Below are 21,761 nucleotides of genomic sequence, written 5' to 3'. Positions count from 1 at the left end.
TTGGGCGCCATAATGGGTAGACCCGCGGCATGAAGCCGCGGGCGACGATAAAAGAACGATACGAGAAAGACTCGCGACGCCCGGACGGCGTTTCAGCGCCGCATCGGATAGACCCGCGCAACACGTGCGCGGGCGACGATATAAACGGATGACAAAAGAACGATACGAGAAAACCGCGCAGGCTGCCTGCCCGTCACCGCAACCGCTGCCGATCGAAAGCCTCGGTCACATCCGTCAGCCGCGACCGGCCCTCGCCCAGGTCATCCAGCGCCAGCACCGTATAGACCGCGTCGAAGATCAGCAGCTGGGCCATCCGGCCCGATAGCTCATCGGTCGGCAGATCGGTCGCGCGGCTGGCGGTCCTGACCAGCAGATCGGCGACGCGCGCGATGGGCGCGTTTGGATCATGCGTCACCGCGATCACGCTGGCGCCACGGCTACGGCCAAGGGCCAGGGCCGCGACCACGGATTCGGTCCGCCCGGTATGGCTGATGCCGATCAGCACATGGCCGGGCCGAGCGGCGGAGGCCGCGATGGTCATCATATCCCCGTCCCCCTGCGCGGAGGCAGCGAGCCCCAGCTTGCCGAGCTTGTGGCAGAGGTCGGCCGCCACCGCCGCACTGCCGCCGATGCCCAGCACGCTGATCCGGCTGGCGGCCCGCAATAGCCGGCCTATCTCGGCGATCGTCTCCGCCGGCACCGTGGCCGCCGTCTCGTGGATCGCCGCCGCGTAAGCGGCGGCCGTGTGGCGCAGGGCGCGCGCCGGCACGCTTTCCCCCGCGCTGCCGCCTGGCAGCATCTGAGTCGCATTGCGCGCGGCCTCGGCCACCAGCGCCATGCGCAAGGCCGAAAAACTTGGGAATCCCAGATGCCGGCACATCCGCGTGACGGTTGCCTCGCTGACATTGGCGGCCCGGGCGATCACCGCTATCGCCAGGGACATCGGGTCACCGGCAAGGGCCAAAACCTCATCGCAGGCAAGCTGCTCGGCCGGAGAAAGGTCCGCGCGCAACAGGCGGATGCGGCCGGTGCCGCTCGCGCTCAAATCCCTGACCTGTTTCAAGCGCCGCACCTCTGTCTCCGTCCTCAGGCATTCGGGAAGCCGGGCCATCAGTGTCAACCAAATTTCGCATAACGGCCGGCGCGCGGCTGTTACGGCTGAAGGAACCCTGTTCCTCGCCGAAGGATAATTGCCTTGGACCTCAGCCGCCCTGCGCCTGCCCAGCCGCAGGCCCCCAAGAAGATCGCCATTCCTGGCCGGGTTTGGCCCCGGATTTTCAAATGGACCAAATACACGATCTTCGCGGCCCTGATTGTCGATCTGCTGGTTTATTTCTTCGCGGAAACGCTGAACGAAGCCATGGATTCCTTCGGCTGGCTGCTGCTGCTCGGCGTCTTCCAATATGAGTCCTCGACGCTCCGCCAGAATTACGTGGGCGCATGGGAGAAGTGGCTGCTCATCGCCGTCCAGACCATCGGCTATGGCATCGCCATCCAATCGACGGTCACCTACGGGATGGATCACGAATGGCTCGATCTCGCCAATGCCACGCTTTGGCTGCTCGTCTGCGCCTCGCTCGCCTATGACATCTACGTGCCGGGTGACTTCGACGGGCTGGAATGGCGGATCCGCAATTGCGTGAAAATCGTGCTCTATGTGGGTCTCGTCGCCTGCGCCGCGACCTGGGGCGCGGCGCAGGAATGGTTGGATTGTCTGGACGCCTGCCTTTGGCTGCTCTGCTTCGGTCTGGTCGAGCTGAACGTCTTCGAATTCGAAGAGGGCGAGGAGATCGGCGTCGTCGCATCCTGAGGCCAGAAGGCGTGACGCCGTTTCGGAACAGCGCTAGCCTGTCGTTATGACCGCATCCGCCGCCGTGCTGCGCTGTTCCTGGGCGAATAGCGACCCGCTGATGACCCAGTATCATGACACGGAATGGGGCAAGCCCATTCGCGACAGCCGTCTGCTATGGGAGACCCTGATGCTGGAAGGGTTCCAGGCCGGTCTCTCCTGGCGGACCATCCTGACGCGGCGGGAGGGTTTCCGCGCGGCCTTCCAGAATTTCGACCCGGCCGTGGTGGCAAAATTCGGCCCCGACGATGTCGAGCGGCTGATGGGTGACGCCGGCATCATCCGCGCCCGCGCCAAGATCGAAGCGACCATCGGCGGCGCCCGCGCCTATCTCGCGATGCAGGATGAGGGGTTGAGTTTTTCGGATTTCGCCTGGGGCTTTACCGGCGGCAAACCCATCCGGGGCGACGGCGTGGCACTGCCGGCAGAAACGCCGTTGTCGCAGGAAATATCCAAAGCGCTGAAGAAGCGCGGCTTCAAATTTGTCGGTCCTGTCATCGTCTATGCCTGGATGCAGGCCGTCGGGCTGGTCGATGATCATGCTAAAGGCTGCTTCTGCCGCAAGCGCTGACGGCGCCTGCGGGTTCGGCAAAGGAACGCATCATGGGCGACCGCATTCTTGTCCTCTACGGCTCATACCGCGCCGACCGGATGGGCATCCGCCTCGCGGATTTTCTGGTGCAGGGGCTGATCGCCCGCGGCGATGACGCCGAGCTGATCGACGCCAAAGCGATCGACCTGCCGATGCTGGACCGGATGTATAAGGAATATCCGCAGGGCGAGGCGCCGCCCGCGATGGAGCGTCTGGCCGACAAAATCCGCAAGGCGGACGCCTTTCTGTTCGTGACCGGCGAATATAACTGGGGTCTGCAGCCGGGGCTGAAGAACCTCACCGATCATTTCCTGGAAGAATGGTTCTGGCGCCCGGCAGCGATCGCCAGCTATTCGGCCGGGCGGCTGTCCGGTGCACGCGCCAATTCCGCCTGGCATTGCACGCTCTCCGAAATGGGCATGGTGGTGATTTCCTCGACACTCACGGTCGGGCCGATCTCGGCCACGCTGGATGCCGAGGGCAAGCCGACCGGCACCGCCGGCGACTCCCTCGCGAAAGCCTTTCCCCGTTTTGCCGATGATCTGGCCTGGTGGACGGAAGCCGCCAAAGCACAGAAGGCCCGCAAAGCGCCGCCCTATTGATAATACCAAGTAACGAGGCGAGCATCTTTAAATAAGAAAGCAATTTTCACACTATAAGAAAAATATGAAAGAAACTTTCTGATTGACCTTATTGCGGGGCGCGCAGATAAGGCGAGGCGGATTGGCAAAGCGGACAGGAAGCCGCTCCGCCGTTTCCAAGGGAGGAAACGCTCTATGCCCAAAATTCTGCATGTGGACCCGTCGCTGACGCGCCAGAAGACCGTGCTCGCGATCAAAAGCATTCCCATCCATGCCTATGACACGCCGCTTGCGACCGAGCGCGCGGCGCTGGGCGATGGCCGCCTGCGCCGCATGCTGCGCGATATGATGATCATCCGCGAGTTCGAAACGATGCTCGCGGGCTTCAAGGGCCAAGGCGCCTATGCCGGCATCAAGCATATCTATGCGGGCCCGGCACATCTCTCGATCGGGCAGGAGGCTGTCGCCGTCGGTTCCGCCGCTGCCTTGGACGCCGGCGATCATGTCTTCGGCAGCCATCGCAGCCATGGCGAGTTCATCGCCAAGGGCCTCTCCGCTATCCAAAAGCTGGGCGGCGATGCGCTGTCACAGATCATGGAAGGCCAGGCCGGCGGTCAGTTGCTGCGCACGCTGGAAGGCAGGCTGGGCACCAATGACATCCGCCAGCGCGCAGAGCAGTTTCTGCTCTTTGGCCTGCTGACCGAAATCCTGATGCGCTCAAACGGCTTCAACGGCGGCATGGGCGGCAGCATGCATGCCTTCTGCCCGGCGCTCGGCATCTATCCGAACAACGCCATCGTCGGCGGGTCGGCGGCCATCGCAACCGGTGCCGCGCTCTACAAGAAACTTCACGGCCAAGGAATCGCGGTCGCCAATATCGGTGATGGATCAACCGCTTGCGGTCCGGTCATGGAAGCGATGAACCTTGCCGGCATGGGCCAGCTGACGAATCTGTGGGACGAAGCCTATCAGGGCGGCCTGCCAGTTCTGTTCCTGTTCCATAACAACTTCTATGCCATGGGCGGCCAAACCAATGGGGAGACAGCGTCCTGGGATCGCCTGTCGCGCCTCGGCGCCGGTTTCAACGCCGATAATATGCATGCCGAGACGGTGGACGGCACCAATCCGCTGGCCGTCATGGACAGCGTCCGCCGCAAGCGCGATCTGCTGATCGCCCGCCGCGGCCCCGCGCTGATCGATGCCGAATGCTACCGCTATGTTGGCCACTCAACGACGGACGCCAGCGCCTATCGCACCAAGGAAGAGATCGAGGCCTGGCGTAGCGTTGATGCCATCGCCGGTTTCGCTCTCTCGCTCAAGGCCGAAGGCATCCTGGACGATGAGGCTGAGGCTGAGATGCTGGCAGGCGTGAAACAGACCATCCAGCAGATCACCGCGCTGTCGGTCGATCCGGAGGCGTCCCCGCCCATCGACATCAAGGCCGATCCCTTCGCCGTCGGCCGGCTGATGTTCTCGGATGAACTGGCAACCCTGCCCGGTGGTGGCGCATTGATCGCGCCGGCCGAGACCTGCAGCCGCGTCACCCAGCTTGCCAAGCGCAGCCGCGTCGGCAAGTCACCGGAAGGCAAGAAGCTGTCGGCCATGGCGGCCATCACCATCCGCGATGCGCTGTTCGAGCCGATCCTGCATCATTTCCAGCACGATCCGCTGCTCATCGCCTACGGCGAGGAAAACCGCGAATGGGGCGGCGCCTTCGGCGTCTATCGCGGCCTGTCGGAAATCCTGCCCTATCACCGCCTGTTCAATGCGCCGATTTCGGAGGCCGCGACCATCGCCAGCGCCGTCGGCTATGCGCTGGAAGGCGGCCGCGTCATCGTCGAGCTGATGTACACGGATTTCATCGGCCGCGCGGGCGATGAAATCTTCAACCAGATGGCCAAGTGGCAATCCATGTCGGGCGGCGTGCTGCGCATGCCGTTGGTGCTGCGCTGCTCCATCGGCAGCAAATATGGTGCGCAGCACAGCCAGGATTGGACGGGACTTGTCACCCATATCCCCGGCCTCAAGGTCGTCTATCCGGCGACACCCTATGACGCGAAGGGATTGATGGCCTCGGCGCTGGCCGGCAACGATCCTGTCGTCTTCTTCGAAAGCCAGCGGCTTTATGACACGACCGAGCTGTTCCAGCCCGAAGGCGTGCCGACCGACTATTACCGCATTCCGCTCGGCACACCGGATATCAAGCGCGCCGGCAAGGACGTCACCATCCTGACCATCGGGCCGTCGCTGTATAAGGCAATCGACGCGGCCGAGACGCTTGCGACCGAACACGGCATTGCGGCCGAGATCATCGATGCGCGCTCCCTCGTGCCTTTCGACTACGATCTGGTTCTGACCTCGCTCGCCAAGACGGGCCGCCTGCTGCTGGTCTCGGAAGCTTGCGAGCGCGGCAGTTTCCTGATGACGCTCGCCGCCAATATCCAGCGCTTCGGCTTCAAGCATTTGAAAGCGCCGGTCGAGGTGCTGGGCACACCGAACTGGATCGTGCCGGGGGCCGACCTGGAATCCTCCTATTTCCCGCAGGCGCATGACATTCTGGATATCGTCTGCAACCGGCTAATACCGGACCTTGCACGCCCCGCGACGGGCGACCGGTTGTGGGATAATGTCGCACTCGCCCGGCAAGGGCTGTGACATCAATCGAAGGGAAGCGGGTCATGGATATCGAACTGGTCATGCCGGTGCTGGGCGTCGAAATCGAGGAAGGCCAGATGCGCGCCTGGCAGAAGTCGGAGGGCGATTCGGTGATCCAGGGTGAGGTCATCGCCGTCATCAGCACGCCGAAGCTCGATATGGATCTGGAAAGCCCGGCCACCGGCGTCCTGAAGACCATCATCGTGGATGAGGATGAGATCGCGGCGGTCGGTGCCGTGCTCGCCATTATCGAGGCTGACGAAGACGATGCCACGGATTGAGGCAGCGGGGGAAACCCTCTCCTATCTCAAGGCCGGCGGCGGCGCGGCCGGCCTGGGTGAGCCCGGCGTGGATGAGCAGGTCATGCTGCTCATCCATGGCTTTGCCTCGGACGCGCGGTCCTGGGGGCTGAACCAGCCCGCGCTGGCAGCCAATGCCACCGTCTATGCGATCGATCTGCCTGGCCATGGGCTGAGCCCGGCACAGGATTTCGGCGGGCTGGACCGGCAGGCGGCGGTTGTGATCGCTGCCATCCTTGCTCTGTCACCCAAGGCACCCGTGCATATCGTCGGCCATTCCATGGGCGGCGCCATCGCGCTGCGCGCGGCCAGCCTGCGGCCTGATCTTGTCCGGGCGCTCAGCCTGATCGCCCCGGCGGGTCTCGGCGGGCCGCCCAATCTCGCCTTCATCGAAGGTCTGCTGGCGATGACGGATCAGGCGAGCGCGCGGGCCGTGTTGCAGGATCTGGTGGCGAACCCGGCCATCCTCAGCCCGCAGATCGTCACCGGCATTCTGGCGGCCCGCAATCGTCCCCATACCTATGCTGCCTGGCAGGCGATGGCGCAGGTCGGCGCGGAGATCTGGGCGCGCTCGGCGGACCTTCATGCCGCGCTCTCGGCCCTTTCGATGCCCACGCAAATCATCTGGGGCGGGCAAGATCGCGTCCTGCCGCCGCCGCCGCCGCCTGCCGTCGCGCTGGCGGGTCTGCACCGCATGGCGGGTTACGGCCATGTGCCGCATATGGAAGCCTTCCGGCAGGTCAACCCGTTGATCGCCGATTTCGGGGTTTAGCCAGGGCGCGTCGGAATGGGCGGCTATCGGCCCAACCCAGGCATAGCCCGGCTCGAAAACCGATCCCAGCAGCGGAGATTGGGCGCCGGCCTGTGCCGATCCCCGATTCCTGACAAATGATCGAGTTCGATTATAGTCGGGTGCATGAAGTCTGCGCTGGTTCCCGATGGAATATCTGACCAGCCGTCATTCACGCCGGGAGAAAGGACAACAACGCCTATGCTCGAGCCTGACTTGCAGGATGCCGTTCACCAATTGTGGGATGAACTGGCCGACTTCGACGCCCGCGAGACGGAAGCGACCCTGCGTCATCTTCAGGAGGCGCTGTGCCGGCTGGCAGGTCCGTGGAATGTCCGTTGGACAGGCGCTGTGCGTGTCAACAAGCAGTTCGGCGATGATCCGTTGGAGGGCTGGCGCATGGCCGTGCTGCAGATACTGCACCCGATGCCACCTCTGTCCATCGAGCCGAAACTGAAGGAAATAGCGCAATTATGGGATCGACGGAAAATGGATCCTTCGTTCCTCCTGCCCATTCCCGGCGTCGGCAGTTTCCGCACCTATTCGTTTCGTCGCCAGTTGCCACCGGATTGGTTTGATTCTCCGTTCTACGAGCATTTTTATGGCTCGCGCGGCATCTACGATGCGCTCTATGTCGGGTTTCCGCTCAATGCGAATGCTGAATCGCATTTTGGCTTTTATGCGCGTGAGAAATTCACTGACAAGCAGATCCTTTTGCTGTCCTACGCACTGCGTGGCATCAAATGGTTTCACCGCCGGTTGATGTTGAGCCATGGGCTTCTCATTGCATCATCGCCACTGACGCCAACGGAACACCGGGTGCTGGCGCTATTGCTCACGAAAGGAACAGAAACACAAATCGCCCACCAACTGGGCTTGGCAACATCCACCACTCACCAGCATGTGGTGGCGTTATTCTCCAAATTCGGCGTACGCAGCCGCGCCGGGTTGATGAGCCTATGGCTCAATGGAGGTTGATGAGCCTATGGCTCAATGGAGGTGGATAACGCACAGGTCGCCGCGACAAGAGCGTGGAACAGGCGCGGCAAAGCTTCACACCTTGCAGGACCGTGCAATGCTCGCCGTTGCGCTATTGCAGCGGTACGGGGAGTGCCATAAACTGATCTCTGCTCGTAACGGAGTAGTTCGATGGACCAGCGAAACGACGAGCCTGAGCAACCCAAAGGCGTCGGCCGCCGAACTGTGCTGGGCGGCTTTGGCGCTGGTTTAGGTGCCGCAAGCCTTTCTGCCTTGCCACGAAGCGCAGCGGCGCAGACACCTGCCGCCACATCGACCTCAGCCTCGGCGGACCCATTTCCGGCAAGCCGCAATACGCCGCTCGGCCGGCCGTATAACGTGATCCTCATCACCACCGACGAAGAGGCGTTTCATCTGCGCCCCGCCGAAGGCTTCACGACACCGGCGCGCGCCGAGTTGCAGCAACGCGGCACCACCTTCCTTAATCACTACATTGGCTCAGCCATGTGCACGCCATCGCGTGGCGTTATATATTCCGGCCAGCCGCCGCAGGTGAACGGCGTATTCGACCAGATGGAGACAGGCTATGTGCCAAGCCTGAGAACCGACCGGCCGAGCATGGGCACCGTCTTCCGCCAGCTTGGCTACCACACCGCCTATTTCGGCAAATTCGAACTGCTGAGCGACATCGTCGTGGCGAATCCCGCCGTGAACTATAGCGAGGCCCTTGCAGCCTACGGCTTTCAGACCTTCTCATCGGACGGCGACAAGGTCGGCGCCCCTGACCAGGGTTACGAAACTGATATCTATACGGCGAGTGAAGCGGTGCGCTGGATGCGCACACATGGCCAGACGCTGAACGAGAACGGCATTCCCTGGTTGCTGGTGGTGAGCTTCATTTCGCCGCATGACATCATGTATGCGGACGTCAACCAGCCCGGCCAGATCGTGCAGAAATCCCAGACCGGTGCCGTTCTAACACCACCGCCCAGCAACGCGGCCTTCACCACGCGCTGGAAATTCCCCCCCTCGCCCAGCGCGCTTGAGCCGCTGGACAAACCCGGTCGGCCGCCCGCGCAGCTGGCCTATAATACCGGCTGGTCAGCTTGGCTGGGCGAGATTCCACAGGACGCCACGGCAATGTGGCAAGACTATTACAATTTCTACCTCAACCTTATCCGCGACAATGACTGCACCTTGCAGATCGTTCTTGATGCGATCTCGGAGCTGAACCTGTGGTCCACGACCGCCGTCGTGCGCACTGCTGACCATGGCGAGCTCGGCGGCTCCCACGGCGGGCTCCGCGGCAAGGGCCCGCTACCCTACGAGCAGGAAACGCATGTGCCGATGGTCGTCGTCCATCCCGAATATGCCGGCGGCCGCAGCTGCAAGGCGATAACAAGCCATATAGACCTGTTGACGACACTCGCCGGCCTCACCAATGCCGAGCCATCGCAGCGCGCCGCAGCGCTCGCAGGCTTGCCCGGCCGCGATTTCAGTTCGGTCCTGAAGGCGCCCGAGCAGGCGTCCCTCACCGCAATCCGCGAAGGCGCTTTGTTCAATTATGTCGGTCTATGGACTGTCGATTCAACCTACATGACGAAAACCGCATGGGAACTCAATAAGGCGCAATACGTGCCGCCCTTCGGCGCGTTGCGGCCCGCGATGACGCCACGCGGGTTCCTCAGCTTCTGCTTTGACGGGCGCTACAAATTCGCCCGCTACTACGCGCCCGGCAATTTCAACACGCCCACAACCTTCGAGGACCTGGTCGGCAACAATGACCTCGAACTATACGATCTCGAAAGCGATCCGGACGAGATGATCAATCTCGCTGTCAAAGCCGATGCCAATCGCGAGCTCATCATGTACCACAATGAACTTTTGAACCGGCTGATCGCGCGCGAGGTCGGCGACAACGACGGTAGTTTCTTGCCAGCGGCGGTCCGAAAATCCTGACAGGGCAACCTACCCGGTGCCCCCCGAGGACCGATAAGGGCGCCTAAGCCGCGAACCCCCAAGCGCCTTCCTCGGCCGTCAGGCAATGCGCGCGCATGCCGTCGAACAGGCCACGGCCCAGCGTCTCGGCCAGCGGGTCCGCTGGACCGATCATCACCGCGCGGGCAGCCCATTCCGCGTCCGGGACTTCGGCCACCACCGTTCCGGCCTCGGCGTCCAGCGTGATCATGTCGCCGTCGCGCACCTTGCCGATCGGGCCGCCCATGCAGACCTCCGGCGACAGGTGAATGACCATCGGCACCTTGCCGGATGCGCCGGACATGCGGCCGTCCGTCACCAGCCCGACATGAAAGCCCTGGTCCTGCAAGGCGCCCAGGACCGGCGTCAGCTGATGCAGTTCGGGCATGCCGTTCGCGCGCGGTCCTTGATGCAGCAACACCGCCACGAAATCACGCTGCAAGTCGCCGCGCTTATGGGCCGCCGCCAAAGCATCCTGAGACTCGAAGACGATCGCCGGTGCCCGCACAAGCCGATGCTCGTGCGCGACAGCCGAAATCTTGATGACGCCACGCCCCAGATTGCCGCGCATCAGCCGCAGCCCGCCATCGGGTGAAAACGGCCTGTCGACCGTCGCCAGCACGGCAAGGTCGCCGCTGACGGCGGGGCCGTCCTGCCAGACCAGATGCCCATCGACCAGCGTTGGTTCCTGCGTATAGGCGGACAGGCCGCGTCCCATCACGGTTGTCACATCATCATGCAGCAATCCGGCCGCCAGCAGCTCGCGGATCAGCAGCGACATGCCGCCCGCCGCATGGAAGTGGTTCACGTCCGCCTTGCCATTCGGATAGACGCGCGCCAGCAGCGGTGTGACGGCCGAGATATCGTCGAAATCATCCCAGGTGATGATAATGCCGGCCGCCCGCGCCATGGCGACGATATGCATGGTGTGGTTGGTCGATCCACCGGTCGCCATCAGCGCCACGATGCCGTTGATGACCGCCTTCTCGTCCACCACCTCGGCCAGGGGGATGAAAGCATTGCCCCGCGCCGTAATTTCCAGCACGCGGCGGGCGGCGGCGGCCGTCAGCGCATCGCGCAGCGGCGTGCCCGGATGCACGAAGGCCGCCCCCGGCAGATGCAGGCCCATCACCTCCATCAGCATCTGGTTGGAATTCGCCGTGCCGTAGAAGGTGCAGGTACCAGGCCCGTGATAGGCGCGCATCTCGGAATCGAGCAGCGCGTCCCGCCCCACCTCACCCAGCGCGAATTGCTGGCGCACCTTGGCCTTCTCGGCATTCGAAATGCCTGAGGTCATCGGCCCGGCGGGCACGAAGATCGTGGGCAGATGGCCGTATTGCAGCGCGCCAATGACCAGACCCGGCACGATCTTGTCGCAAACGCCCAGCATCAGCGCCGCGTCATAGACATTGTGCGACAGGCCGATCGCGGTCGCCATGGCGATGACGTCGCGGGAAAACAGCGACATCTCCATGCCCGGATTGCCCTGGGTCACGCCGTCGCACATGGCGGGCACGCCGCCCGCAACCTGCGCCAAGCCGCCCGCCAGACGCGCGGCACGGCGGATGATCTCGGGGAATTGCTCATAGGGCTGATGGGCCGAGAGCATGTCGTTATAGGAGGTGATGATGCCGATATTGGGCGTGGCCCCGCTCGCCAACCGGTGCTTGTCGCCGGCGGACATCGGGGCATAGGCGTGGGCCAGATTGGCGCAGGACAGGCCGGACCGCGCCGGATAGGCGGCGGCGGCCTTCATGGTTCGGTCCAGATAGCCCGCGCGGCTGGCAGCACTGCGATCGCGCACGCGCTCCGTCACGGCAGCGATACGGGCATGGATAGCAACCATCGAACCCTCCTCGTTCAAAGAGGGTCTGCTATACCATTTCCTGGACGCAACGTCATCTGTCACGTTACGCGAAAAAAGTGCAAGCGCTCAGTCTGAGGACATTGGTCGGGACGAGAGGATTCGAACCTCCGGCCTCCTGCTCCCGAAGCAGGCGCACTACCAGGCTGTGCTACGTCCCGTACCTGGATCGGTCGCTTCCGACCGAGGGCCGGCATATAGCGGGCTCTGCCGGGTGGGGCAAGCCACCCGGCGCGGAAATGCGATGCAGGAACGAGGGGTAAGGTGCATGGATAGAGTATGGCTCGGCGCCGGCGGGTTATTGGGCCTGACTGGCGTGATGATGGCGGCCCTCGCGGCCCATGCCCTGCCGGGCCGCATAACCGCCCCCGATCTCGCCTTCGTCCATACCGCGATCGAGATGCAGATGTGGCATGCTTTGGCTTTGGTCGGCTGCGGCATCCTGGCCCGCCAAACCCCACGCAGCCGCCGCATTCTGGTCGCCGGCTGGGGGTTTCTGCTCGGCACGCTGCTGTTCTGCGGGGCGGTCTATGTGCTGGCGCTGGCGGGCACCGAACTGCCGGCCATGGCGCCGACGGGCGGCTTCCTGACCATGCTCGGCTGGATCAGCCTTGCGTCGCTCGCCTTCCGCCGATCGGTCAAGCCGTGACGGATACCAGCGCCACGGCTTCGATCACCATATCGCGCAGCGAGGTGACATAGGCGTCCGCCCCCAGCGTCTGGGCCAGATCCTGACGCGCCAGGATCTCGGCCTCGGGCGTCCACAGGCCCACGACCATCGGCACGTCCGGCATGCGCTGCCGCAACCGGCGCAGCAGATAGCGCAGATGCGGTGGCTGGCCGACCAGCTCCAGGCAGGTCACGCAGATGAGGGAGACGCCCGCCTTGTCCAGCGTCGCGATCTGCGCGCGGGAAACCGCGTCATGCGTCGCAATCCGCGTCTCGAACCCATGCTTGCCCAGCAATTGGGCCAGCATGGCGCTCGGGATATCGTCCAGCGGCCCGCGCCCGCCGACGCAAAGCGCCAGCGGCGCCACGGCCACCGCCCCGTCCTCCGCCTGGATCTCCACACCCGGCGCCGCCTGCTTGACGATGACGCGGTTCGGCCGCTCCACGCCCGCCACCGTCTCCTCCTGCATCAGCAGCCGATGCGGCGGATCGACATCGTCGTAATCGTCCAACTCCGCGATCAGCGTCTCGACATCGGCGCGCAGCCGGGCCACCTGAACCGGCTTCATCGCGCCGCGCAGGATGTCCCCGGCCGCCAGTTCCAGGCCGCGCCGCGCGACGCCGTCGTAATAGGCGCTCAGCGACCGGGTCTGCAGCAATTGTTCGGCCTGTTCCTGCACCTCGTCCGGATCATGGGCCAGAATGCGCTGATAGAAGGTCTCGACCGGCGTCAGCGCCGGCCTGTCGCCCAGCAGCACGTCGAAGAATTCCAGCCACTTCACATGCCGACCGACGACGACAAGGCAAAGCGTCATCGGCGTCGACAGGATCAGGCCGATCGGTCCCCAGATCCAACCCCAGAAGACGGCGACGACCAGCACCGCGACGGGCGAAAGGCCCGTCGTGCTGCCATAGGTCATGGGTTCGATGACCTGGCCGGTAATCCCCTCGCAGACCAGGAACAGGATCAGCGTGGCCAAGGCCAGACCCCAATGCGGATCGACGGCGGCGGCGAGCGCGATCGGCAGCAGGGCCGAAATCAGCGAGCCGATATAAGGCACGAAGCGCATCAGCATTGCCAGCACACCCCACAGGATGGGGTTGGGCAGGCCAAGGAAGGTGAGGCCGATGCAGATGACGACGCCGAAACCGGCATTGATGCAGGTCTGCGCCAGGAAATAGCGTGACAGCCGGTTGCCGGCATCGTCGATCGCAAGCGTCGTGCGGTGCAGGTCGCTGGACCCGAACAGACGGATCAGCCGATCCCGCAGATCTTCCTTCTGCAACAGAAAGAAGATCGCGAAGACGATGACGATGCCGACCGTCTCGATGGGGCCCACGACCGGCGCCAGAACGGTCTTGAGCAGGGAGAAGGTCGAAGGCGCGCCGGTATCGGGTGCCACCTCAACCATCTGGCCGGACGGATTGCCGGTGGCGATTTGCGGCGCCGCAGGACCCTGGGCGCGATGGCCGGGCATATCCGCGGCCTTACCGAAATGGCTCATCAACGCCTGCAGATGCTGGGCGAAATAGCCCTGCACCGCCTGGAATTTCTGCATGATGGTGGCTTGGTAATGCGGCAGGCTGCCGGCCAGATCGGCAATCTGCATGCCGATAATGCCGCCGAGCAGCAGAATGACCAGCAGCGCCAGCAGCACGGCCAGCAGGACCGCCACCACCTTCGGCAGATGCCAGCGTCGCAGCAGGCCGACCACCGGTCCCAGCACGAAGCTGAGCATGACCGCCAATGTAATCGGAATCAGAACGGTCTTGGCGAAATAGAGCGCCGTCACGACCACGACAGACACAAGCAATATCAGCAGCCCCTGCGGACGTGGCGTCTCTGATGCCGGTACACCTGCACCGGGCAGCGTCGACGCCTCATCCACGTCCGCCATGCGAAACCTCCCCGGAGAAGCGGCCCCGCCGATCATTCCGGCAGGTGTAGCTCAGAGTCCGATATGGGGGCCGCTCGTTCAGGCAGAAGGGAGGCTGCGGTCACGATTGCGCCGGTCAGAAACCATGCGCAACCGGACCCTGATGGCGGGTGTCAGAAGACCCTTTGCACCCATCCGTACGGGTCGGGGGCATTGCCCAGCTGGATATCGACCAGCGCTGCGCGCAGCCGCATCGTCACCTCGCCGCCGACCTCGGGATTGCCGATGGTGAAACTGCCCTCCGGGCTTGCCACCCGGCCGATGGGGGCGACGACCGCCGCCGTGCCGCAAGCGAAGGTCTCACGCAGACGGCCGCTGGCCGCGTCGCTTTTCCACTGGTCGATGGAATAGGCCTCCTCGCGCACCGTCATGCCCTGCGCCCGCGCGATGGTGATGAGGCTGTCACGCGTGATACCGGGCAGGATGGTGCCGTCCAGCGGCGGCGTCGACAGCGACCCGTCCTCGAAGACGAAGAAGATGTTCATGCCGCCCAGCTCCTCGACCCAGCGCCGCTCGGTGGCATCCAGGAACAAGGTCTGATCGCAGCCGTTGCGGATGGCTTCGGCCTGGGCGCGCAGGCTGGCGGCATAGTTTCCGCCGCATTTGGCCGCACCCGTGCCGCCCATGGCCGCCCGCGTGTCGTTTTGGGAGATCCACACGGAGACCGGCCCGCCCGCGCCCTTGAAATAGGACCCGACCGGGGAGGCGATCACCATATAAAGGTATTCCGCTGACGGTTTGACGCCGAGGAAGACCTCGTTCGCGAACATGAACGGACGCAGATAAAGGCTGCCGCCGGGCTGGCTCGGCACCCAGGCGCGGTCGACATCGACCAGGCGCCGCACCGATTCCAGAAACAGCGCCTCGGGCAGGTCGGGCATCGACAGGCGGCTCGCCGAGCCGTTGAAGCGGCGGGCATTGGCGTCCGGCCGGAAGAGCACGGCACCGTTACCGGACTGATAGGCTTTCATGCCCTCGAAGACTTCCTGGGCGTAATGCAGGACGGCGCTGGCCGGATCGACCTGGATCGGGGCGCGCGCCTCGATCCGCGCATCATGCCAGCCCTGGCCCTCGGTATAATTGATGACCGCCATATGGTCGGTGAAGACGCGACCGAAGCCGGGGCTGGCCAAAAGAGCCTCACGCTCCGCCACCGGCACGGGCGTGCTGTTCGGACGATAGTCAAATTGCACGCTATTGCCGCTCATTGCGTCGCTTCCATCAAATCCATCATCGTAGCGTCGCAGGATGTCACTTGCGCGCAACTTTCGCCTCTAGCGGGACCGCAGACAAGCTATGCGCTGGGACGAGCTATAAAAGCGTTTCACTGGGAAAGCTGGGAATGGGGACAGCCCGGTTCCATCCCGGGCTGTCGAAGGGGATGAAGGCTTCGGCCTAATCGCCGCGCGACCGGCGGCTCGGGTCGATGGTCCGATGCCGATCCCACAGCCGGCGCTCTGTTTCCATCAGCGCCTCGCCCCTGGAAATACCGATATCGGCCCAAAGCCGCGCATCCATCTGCGCAAGCTCCCGCCGGCTGCGCATCGTTTTCCAGACCGATCGCATGACCGACCAGACGACCCGGATGGAGCGGATACGCCGGCGCGGTTGCGTTATCGGGGAAAAGACAGTAGCGTTATCTATGTTTTCCATAGAAATGAATAACAGCAGCCATCGCGTTACTCAATATCTGCGGGACATGGCGCTGGCTGCCATGCCCGGAACGCGGCTGCCCTCGGTGCGCGCGCTGATGCGCGATCTCGGCGTCAGCCCCGTCACCGTGCAGCGGGCTATCGATACGCTGGTGCAGGCCGGGCTGATCGAGGCACTGCCCGGACAAGGCACCTTCGTGCGTGAGCGTCGGCGTGAGACGGAGAGCGCTGCGACGCCGGATTTCGGCTGGCAAAGCCTCGCCCTCGGCTCCCCTCGCACCCGATCGGATGGGCTGAACGCGCTGCTGCGGATGCCCAAGCCTGACGTGATGGCGCTCAATCTCGGCTATCTGCCGGAGGAGAGCCTGCCCCAGGCCCTGCTCTCGGCCGCCGGCGGGCGGGCGTTGCGCCGCCCCGGCGTCTGGGCGCGCGTACCCATCGAAGGCCTGGAAGCGCTGCGCGCCTGGTTCGCGACGGAAACCGGGGATGCCTATGCGGCGTCGGAAGTGACCATCTGCCCTGGCACCCAGGCCGCCAATGCGGCGGCCTTTCGTGCCCTCGCGCAGCCGGGCGATCCGGTGATCGTCGAAAGCCCGACCTATACCGGCGCCATCGCAGCCGCGACCAGCGCCGGCCTGCGGCTTGTCCCGGTGCCGATGGACGAGGACGGCGTCAGGCCCGATCTGCTGGAACAGGCTTTCGCCCGTACCGGCGCGCGGCTGTTCTACTGCCAGCCGACCTTCTCCAACCCGACCGGCGCTGTGCTTTCCACCGCGCGGCGGCAGGCAGTGCTGGATATCGTCACCCGTGCCGGCGCCTTCCTGATCGAGGATGACTGGGCGCGGGATTTCAGCCTGGAGGGGGAGCCGCCGCCGCCCCTCGCCAGCGCCGATCGCGACGGCCATGTCGTCTATATCCGGTCGCTGACGAAATGCGCCGCACCGGGTCTGCGCATCGGCGCCATCTGCGCCCGAGGGGCTGCCCTGGAACGGCTGCGCATGGCGCGGCTGACGGATGATTTCTCGGTCCCCGGCCTGATGCAGGAAACCGCCCTGCAACTGGTCACGGCGCCAAGCTGGCCCAAGCACCTGAAGGCGCTGCGGGCGGAGCTGAAACGCCGCCGCGATCTGCTTGTCGCTGCCGTACACACGGAACTCGGCGACGCCGCGCTGGCCCATGTGCCGGCCGGCGGGCTGCATCTTTGGGTCGCCCTGCCACCCGGCCGATCGGACACCGATATCGCACGCCGCGCAGCGGCCGAGGATGTGCTGGTGGGCAGCGGCCGTTTCTGGTTTCCGGCGGAAGCGACCGGCCCTTATCTGCGGCTGAGCTTCGCCGGCGCGAAGCCGGATTGGATCGGGGAAGCCGTCCGCCGCCTCGGCCGCATCATCGCGACGGAGACGGCACCCGCAGCGTAAAACAGCCAAACGTCTCCAAAGCCGATCCTGCGGCCGGTTTATCATGAAAATTTACCGACAACCTGCCGCTGCACTAGTATTCCGCGCCTGAAATAGTCCAACCTCTCAATCTCTTACGGGTTTGGTTCTTATCGCTTTGGAGCGGAATGATCTTGTTGAAGCGGCAGACCAGGATCGCGGGAGTTTTCGTTCTTGGCACCGGCTGATCCGCCGCCCGCGCCGCCGCAAGCCGCACCACCGGTACCTGCACCGGCGCCGGTGCCATCAAGGCCGAAAGGATGGCTGGGTGTTTGTTACGGCATCGTCTGGCGGCTGCTGAGTTTCGTTCTTGCCGCTGCCATCGTCTATGTCTGCTTCACGCAATGGAACCGCTGGGAGGGCGAACAGCGCTACCAGGTGACGGACGACGCCTATCTGCAGACCAATCTCACGCCGCTCGCCGCCCAGATCTCCGGCTATATCGCGACGGTGCCGGTGCAGGACTATGCGACCGTCAAGGCCGGGCAGGTCATCGCGACGATCCAGGATGACACCTATACGGCCGATGTCGCGCGGGCCCAGGCCGGCCTAGCCCAGGCCGAAGCCGCGCTGACGGAGACCGAGGCCCAGCGTCCGTTACTGCAAGCCAATCTTCAGGCCGCGCAGGCGATCGTCGCGCAGACGACCGCCTCTCTCGGGCAGAACAGCCGGGATGTCGCGCGGCAAAGGCGGCTGATGACCTCGGGTTCCACCTCGCAATCCGATCTCGAACAGTTCCAGACCACCCGCGCGGTCGCGGCCGCCAAGCTGCTTCAGGTGCAAGCGCAGGCGGATGCCGTGCAAAAGCAGATCGACCTTCTGGGCGCGCAGGAGCAGCAGGCGCGGGCCAATATCAACGCGGCGCAGGCCGCGCTGCGGCTCGCCCAGATCAATCTCGGCTATACGCGCATCACGGCGCCGACCGACGGTGTCATCGGCTTGCGGGACGTGCTGCCCGGCCAATATATCGGCCCCGGCGCGCAGATCACGACGCTGACGCAATTGCCGCTCATCTGGGTCATCGCGAATTACAAGGAAACCCAGCTGACCCATGTCGTGACCGGTGAAGACGCAACGATCACCGTCGACGCCTTCCCCGGTCGCAAGCTCGCCGGCAAGGTCATCGCGGTCTCGCCCGCCTCCGGCTCGGAATTCGCGCTGCTGCCGCCCGACAACGCGACCGGCAATTTCACCAAGATCGTGCAGCGCATCGCGGTCAAGATCGCCGTCACCGACACCCACGGCCTGACGACGCGCCTGCGCGCCGGCATGTCGGCGATCCCGACGATCGACACGACCTTGCCCGACGGCAGCCGCCCGTGAGTGCGGCCGCCACGCCGTCCCCGCCCGCCGAAGCGCCAATCCCTTGGCTCGGCCTTCTCGCCGTTCTGCTCGGCACCTTCATCTCGACGCTGACCGGGCGCTTGTCCAGTTTCGGACTGGCCGACGTCCGTGGCGGGATCCATGCCGGTTTCGATGAAGGCGCCTGGATCACCACGGCCTTCACGGTCGCGCAGATGCTCGTGACACCGGTCGCGGTCTGGGTCGGCAGCATCTACGGCCCGCGCCGTATCCTGATTCTGGCAGCGCTTCTGTTCACGGCGGCCTCCGCCGTGATCCCCTATTCGCAGAACCTGCCGACGATGCTCGTGCTCATGTTTCTCGCGGGGCTGGGTTCGGGCTGCTTCATTCCGCTGACCCTCGGCTATGTCCTGCGCAGCATGCCGCCCCGGCTCTGGGCCTATGGCGTGGCGCTTTACGCGCTCAACCTCGAACTATCGCTCAATATCTCGGCCTCGGTCGAAGGCTGGTATGTCGATCATCTCACCTGGCACTGGATCTTCTGGCAGAATGTGCCGCTGGGTCTCGGCATGGCGATCTGCCTGCATTTCGGGGTGCGTCAGCAACCGCCGCCGGCTTTGCGTCTCAACAAGGATATCTACGGCCTCGCCACCTGCGGCCTGGGCCTCGCTTTGCTCTATGCGGCACTCGACCAGGGCAACCGCCTCGACTGGCTGAATTCCGGCCTGATCTGGGGATTGCTGATCGCCGGCGTCTTCCTGCTCGTCTGCTTTGTCTTGCATGAGCGGACGGCCGAGAAACCCTGGCTGGATTTCCAGGTATTGCTGCGCCACCCGATGCCTTTCCTGCTGCTCATGATCGCGCTGCTGCGCCTGACGATCCTCTCGACCTCTTTTCTCATCCCCTATTTCCTCGGCGGCGTGCGCGGCTTCCGGGCGCTGCAGGTGGGCGATACGCTGATCTGGATCGCGATGCCGCAGCTTCTCATCTGCTGGCTCGCCGCTGTCTTCCTGCGCCGGACCGATCCGCGCTTCGTCGCCTGTTTCGGCCTTTGCCTGATCGGCATCGCCTGCATGACGGTCGCCTATACGCTCACCCCCAATTGGGGGTCCGATCAGTTTCTGATCTCGCAATTGCTGCAGGCCGTGGGGCAAAGCTGTGCGCTGTCCGGCATCGTCTTCAACGCCGTCCTGCGCCTGCGCCCGCAGGACGCGCTCTCCTTCGGCGCGCTGCTGCAGATCTCCCGCCTGTTCGGCGGCGAGACCGGCCAGGCCTTCATCAGCACGCTGGCGCGGGTGCGCGAGCAACGATCCTCCAACCTCATCGGGCTGCATGTGAAAGCGGGCGACCCGGCCGTTCTCCACCGCCTGCAGGCCTATGGGCAGGTCATCGCCCGGCATGACCAGCCGGCCAAGGCCGCGCCGCTTATTCTGGGCGAGGATCTGCGCGCCATGGCGACCACCTTGTCCACCATCGATTGTTTCGTCGCTGTCTCGGCCTTTGCGGTCGTCGCACTCTTCGTCATGATCGTGGTCATGCGGGCGCCACCGCGCGGCCCCGCGTCCCACCGCCCGCTTTTCGCGCGGCGGTCCGCCTGATGAAACGCCGTCTCGCTCTCGGCCTTCTCGCCTGCCTCAGCGCCTGCACGCTGGGGCCGGACTACAAGCCCCCTGCCGTGCCGCCGAGTGCGACCGGCGGCTTCGTCTCGGCCGCGAACCCAGCCGTCAGCGCCGATCCTTTGCCTGACGGCTGGTGGAAGCTTTATCAGGACCCCCGGCTCGATGCCCTCATTCTTCAGGCCTTTGCGGCGAATGATGACATCCGCGTGGCGGAAGCGAATCTCGCTGCCTCACGCGCCTTGTTCGAAGGCGCGCGCGCCCTGCAACTGCCACAGACGACAGCCTCCGCCGGCGCGGTCTACGGCCGGGACGTCACCGTCGATACCGTCCTGGAACTGACGGACCGCGAGCCGCAGGACACCTGGCTGTTCGACGCGACCTTCGACATGGCGTACGAGGTCGATCTGTTCGGCCAGGTGCGGCGGGAGGTCGAAGCCGCCCGCGACAATGCCCAGTCCGTGGACGCCGTGCTGGACGGTCTGCGCGTCACCATCGCGGCCGAGGTCGCGCGCGCCTATGGCTCGGTCTGCGCCTTGGGTGAGGAACGCGCCGTCGCGGAACGGTCGCTCGCCATCACGGCCGACCAGCTTCGTATCGTGCAAGCGTCGGAGGATGCCGGCGCCAGCACGGATTTCGATGTCGCGCGGTCAAAGACACTGGTGGCGCAGGTGCAGGCCAGCATTCCGCCGCTGGACGGCGCGCGCCGCGCGGCGGTCTTTGAACTATCCGCTCTTCTTGGCAAAACGCCGACCGAGGCACCCTTCAATGTCGAAAGCTGCGTCACGCCGCCGCGCTTAGCGGCGCCCCTGCCGGTGGGTGACGGCGCGGCGCTGCTGCGGCGGCGGCCGGATATCCGGGCAGCCGACCGCAAGCTTGCCACCGCGCTCGCCGAAATCGGCGTCGCCAAGGCCGATCTCTTTCCCAAAGTATCGCTCACCGGTTTCTACGGCGGTGCCGCGACCCAGTTCAACCTGCTCGGCTCGAATAGCGGCCTCACCTGGGGTCTGGGTCCGGCGATCAGCTGGACCTTTCCGAATATCGCCGGGCCGCTCGCCAAACTGGCGCAGACCCGCGCCAGTGCGCGCGGGGCGCTGGCGAGTTTCGATCAGACCGTGCTGACGGCCTTGAAGGAAACCGAACAGGCGCTCACGACCTATGAGGCCGAACTCGCCCATCATGCCGCGCTGGCGGATGCGGCGGCAGACGCCAGTCACGCGCTGGCGCTCGCACAGGCACAATTCACGGCCGGGCAGATCAGCAATCTGGACCTGCTGACTTCCGAACAGACTCAGGTGACGACGGCGGCCGCCGTCGCATCCTCGGACGCCGCCCTCATTCAGGACCAGATCGCCCTGTTCAAGGCGCTGGGCGGCGGATGGCAGGCGGAATTGCGATAGGTAACCCTGTCGTCGTTCAAGGCCGGGCTGGGGAAAGCAGCCTATCGGCTTTCAGGAGAGCGCAAGCTGATATCGGTAAAGCAGGCATGGCTAGACGCGCGGCACAATCGCCCGTCATACGTCTAGATTTCTTCTTTCTCTCTTGTGATTTTCCGTTCAAAAAC

The 21,761-nt window shown here is 64.5% G+C and carries 18 protein-coding genes and 1 tRNA gene; 13 read left to right on the top strand and 6 right to left on the bottom strand.

Annotated elements, in window-relative coordinates:
* Positions 1-193: 193 nt before the first annotated feature.
* Positions 194-1,072, bottom strand: coding sequence for a MurR/RpiR family transcriptional regulator (locus ACELLULO517_RS19120; protein WP_227309020.1), 879 nt, complete (start codon positions 1,070-1,072; stop codon positions 194-196).
* A gap of 123 nt (positions 1,073-1,195) precedes the next feature.
* Here ACELLULO517_RS19120 and ACELLULO517_RS19115 point away from each other — a divergent pair, with 123 nt between their 5' ends.
* The 8 genes from ACELLULO517_RS19115 (at position 1,196) to ACELLULO517_RS19080 (ending at position 9,703) form a co-directional block, all read left to right on the top strand.
* Positions 1,196-1,810, top strand: coding sequence for a hypothetical protein (locus ACELLULO517_RS19115; protein WP_227309019.1), 615 nt, complete (start codon positions 1,196-1,198; stop codon positions 1,808-1,810).
* Between the two features lie 46 nt (positions 1,811-1,856).
* Positions 1,857-2,420, top strand: a complete 564-nt coding sequence (locus tag ACELLULO517_RS19110) for a DNA-3-methyladenine glycosylase I (RefSeq protein WP_227309018.1) — start codon at positions 1,857-1,859, stop codon at positions 2,418-2,420.
* Positions 2,421-2,452: 32 nt separating this feature from the next.
* On the top strand, positions 2,453-3,043 hold the full coding sequence (locus ACELLULO517_RS19105) for an NADPH-dependent FMN reductase (protein ID WP_227309017.1): 591 nt from the start codon (positions 2,453-2,455) through the stop codon (positions 3,041-3,043).
* A gap of 174 nt (positions 3,044-3,217) precedes the next feature.
* A complete protein-coding gene (locus ACELLULO517_RS19100) occupies positions 3,218-5,677 on the top strand; it encodes an alpha-ketoacid dehydrogenase subunit alpha/beta (protein ID WP_227309016.1) in 2,460 nt (819 codons plus the stop codon).
* 23 nt (positions 5,678-5,700) lie between these two features.
* Positions 5,701-5,958 (top strand): biotin/lipoyl-containing protein, encoded by a 258-nt coding sequence (locus ACELLULO517_RS19095; protein WP_227309015.1) that lies wholly within the window; start codon positions 5,701-5,703, stop codon positions 5,956-5,958.
* On the top strand, positions 5,945-6,748 hold the full coding sequence (locus tag ACELLULO517_RS19090) for an alpha/beta fold hydrolase (protein ID WP_227309014.1): 804 nt from the start codon (positions 5,945-5,947) through the stop codon (positions 6,746-6,748). Before ACELLULO517_RS19095 ends, ACELLULO517_RS19090 begins: the two co-directional genes overlap by 14 nt.
* A 219-nt stretch (positions 6,749-6,967) precedes the next feature.
* Positions 6,968-7,744 (top strand): helix-turn-helix domain-containing protein, encoded by a 777-nt coding sequence (locus tag ACELLULO517_RS19085; RefSeq protein WP_227309013.1) that lies wholly within the window; start codon positions 6,968-6,970, stop codon positions 7,742-7,744.
* 171 nt (positions 7,745-7,915) lie between these two features.
* Entirely contained in the window at positions 7,916-9,703 is a 1,788-nt protein-coding gene (locus ACELLULO517_RS19080; protein WP_227309012.1) for a sulfatase-like hydrolase/transferase, read from the top strand.
* A gap of 43 nt (positions 9,704-9,746) precedes the next feature.
* On the opposite strand, the gene edd is transcribed toward ACELLULO517_RS19080, so the two are convergent.
* Positions 9,747-11,567, bottom strand: coding sequence for a phosphogluconate dehydratase (edd, locus tag ACELLULO517_RS19075; protein ID WP_227309011.1), 1,821 nt, complete (start codon positions 11,565-11,567; stop codon positions 9,747-9,749).
* 102 nt (positions 11,568-11,669) lie between these two features.
* Positions 11,670-11,746: transfer RNA gene (locus ACELLULO517_RS19070), tRNA-Pro, on the bottom strand.
* 107 nt (positions 11,747-11,853) lie between these two features.
* Here ACELLULO517_RS19070 and ACELLULO517_RS19065 point away from each other — a divergent pair.
* A complete protein-coding gene (locus ACELLULO517_RS19065; protein WP_227309010.1) occupies positions 11,854-12,234 on the top strand; it encodes a DUF423 domain-containing protein in 381 nt (126 codons plus the stop codon).
* Here ACELLULO517_RS19065 and ACELLULO517_RS19060 read toward each other — a convergent pair.
* From ACELLULO517_RS19060 to ACELLULO517_RS19050, 3 genes are all read right to left on the bottom strand, one after another.
* Positions 12,224-14,152: an AI-2E family transporter gene (locus ACELLULO517_RS19060; RefSeq protein ID WP_227309009.1), complete on the bottom strand. Its 1,929-nt coding sequence runs from the start codon at positions 14,150-14,152 to the stop codon at positions 12,224-12,226. The two genes, ACELLULO517_RS19065 and ACELLULO517_RS19060, sit on opposite strands and share 11 nt — an antisense overlap.
* Positions 14,153-14,304: 152 nt before the next feature.
* On the bottom strand, positions 14,305-15,399 hold the full coding sequence (locus ACELLULO517_RS19055) for a branched-chain amino acid aminotransferase (RefSeq protein WP_227309008.1): 1,095 nt from the start codon (positions 15,397-15,399) through the stop codon (positions 14,305-14,307).
* 187 nt (positions 15,400-15,586) lie between these two features.
* Positions 15,587-15,757, bottom strand: a complete 171-nt coding sequence (locus ACELLULO517_RS19050) for a DUF1127 domain-containing protein (protein ID WP_227309192.1) — start codon at positions 15,755-15,757, stop codon at positions 15,587-15,589.
* Between the two features lie 91 nt (positions 15,758-15,848).
* Between ACELLULO517_RS19050 and ACELLULO517_RS19045 the strand changes: the two genes are divergently transcribed.
* The 4 genes from ACELLULO517_RS19045 (at position 15,849) to ACELLULO517_RS19030 (ending at position 21,597) form a co-directional block, all read left to right on the top strand.
* Positions 15,849-17,261 (top strand): aminotransferase-like domain-containing protein, encoded by a 1,413-nt coding sequence (locus ACELLULO517_RS19045; RefSeq protein ID WP_227309007.1) that lies wholly within the window; start codon positions 15,849-15,851, stop codon positions 17,259-17,261.
* Positions 17,262-17,453: 192 nt separating this feature from the next.
* Positions 17,454-18,602 carry an HlyD family secretion protein gene (locus tag ACELLULO517_RS19040; RefSeq protein ID WP_264481571.1) on the top strand — a complete coding sequence of 383 codons (1,149 nt, stop codon included), beginning with the start codon at positions 17,454-17,456 and terminating at the stop codon, positions 18,600-18,602.
* Complete coding sequence (locus tag ACELLULO517_RS19035; protein ID WP_227309006.1) at positions 18,599-20,179, top strand: MFS transporter; 1,581 nt, start codon at positions 18,599-18,601, stop codon at positions 20,177-20,179. Before ACELLULO517_RS19040 ends, ACELLULO517_RS19035 begins: the two co-directional genes overlap by 4 nt.
* Positions 20,179-21,597 carry an efflux transporter outer membrane subunit gene (locus ACELLULO517_RS19030; protein ID WP_227309005.1) on the top strand — a complete coding sequence of 473 codons (1,419 nt, stop codon included), beginning with the start codon at positions 20,179-20,181 and terminating at the stop codon, positions 21,595-21,597. The genes ACELLULO517_RS19035 and ACELLULO517_RS19030 overlap by 1 nt, the downstream gene beginning before the upstream one ends.
* Positions 21,598-21,761: the final 164 nt, after the last annotated feature.

Source organism: Acidisoma cellulosilyticum, from assembly GCF_020621385.1.
GTDB classification, from domain to species: Bacteria; Pseudomonadota; Alphaproteobacteria; order Acetobacterales; family Acetobacteraceae; genus Acidisoma; species Acidisoma cellulosilyticum.
Note: the sequence above shows the minus strand (reverse complement) of the source record. Positions and strands in the feature narration are given on the sequence as shown.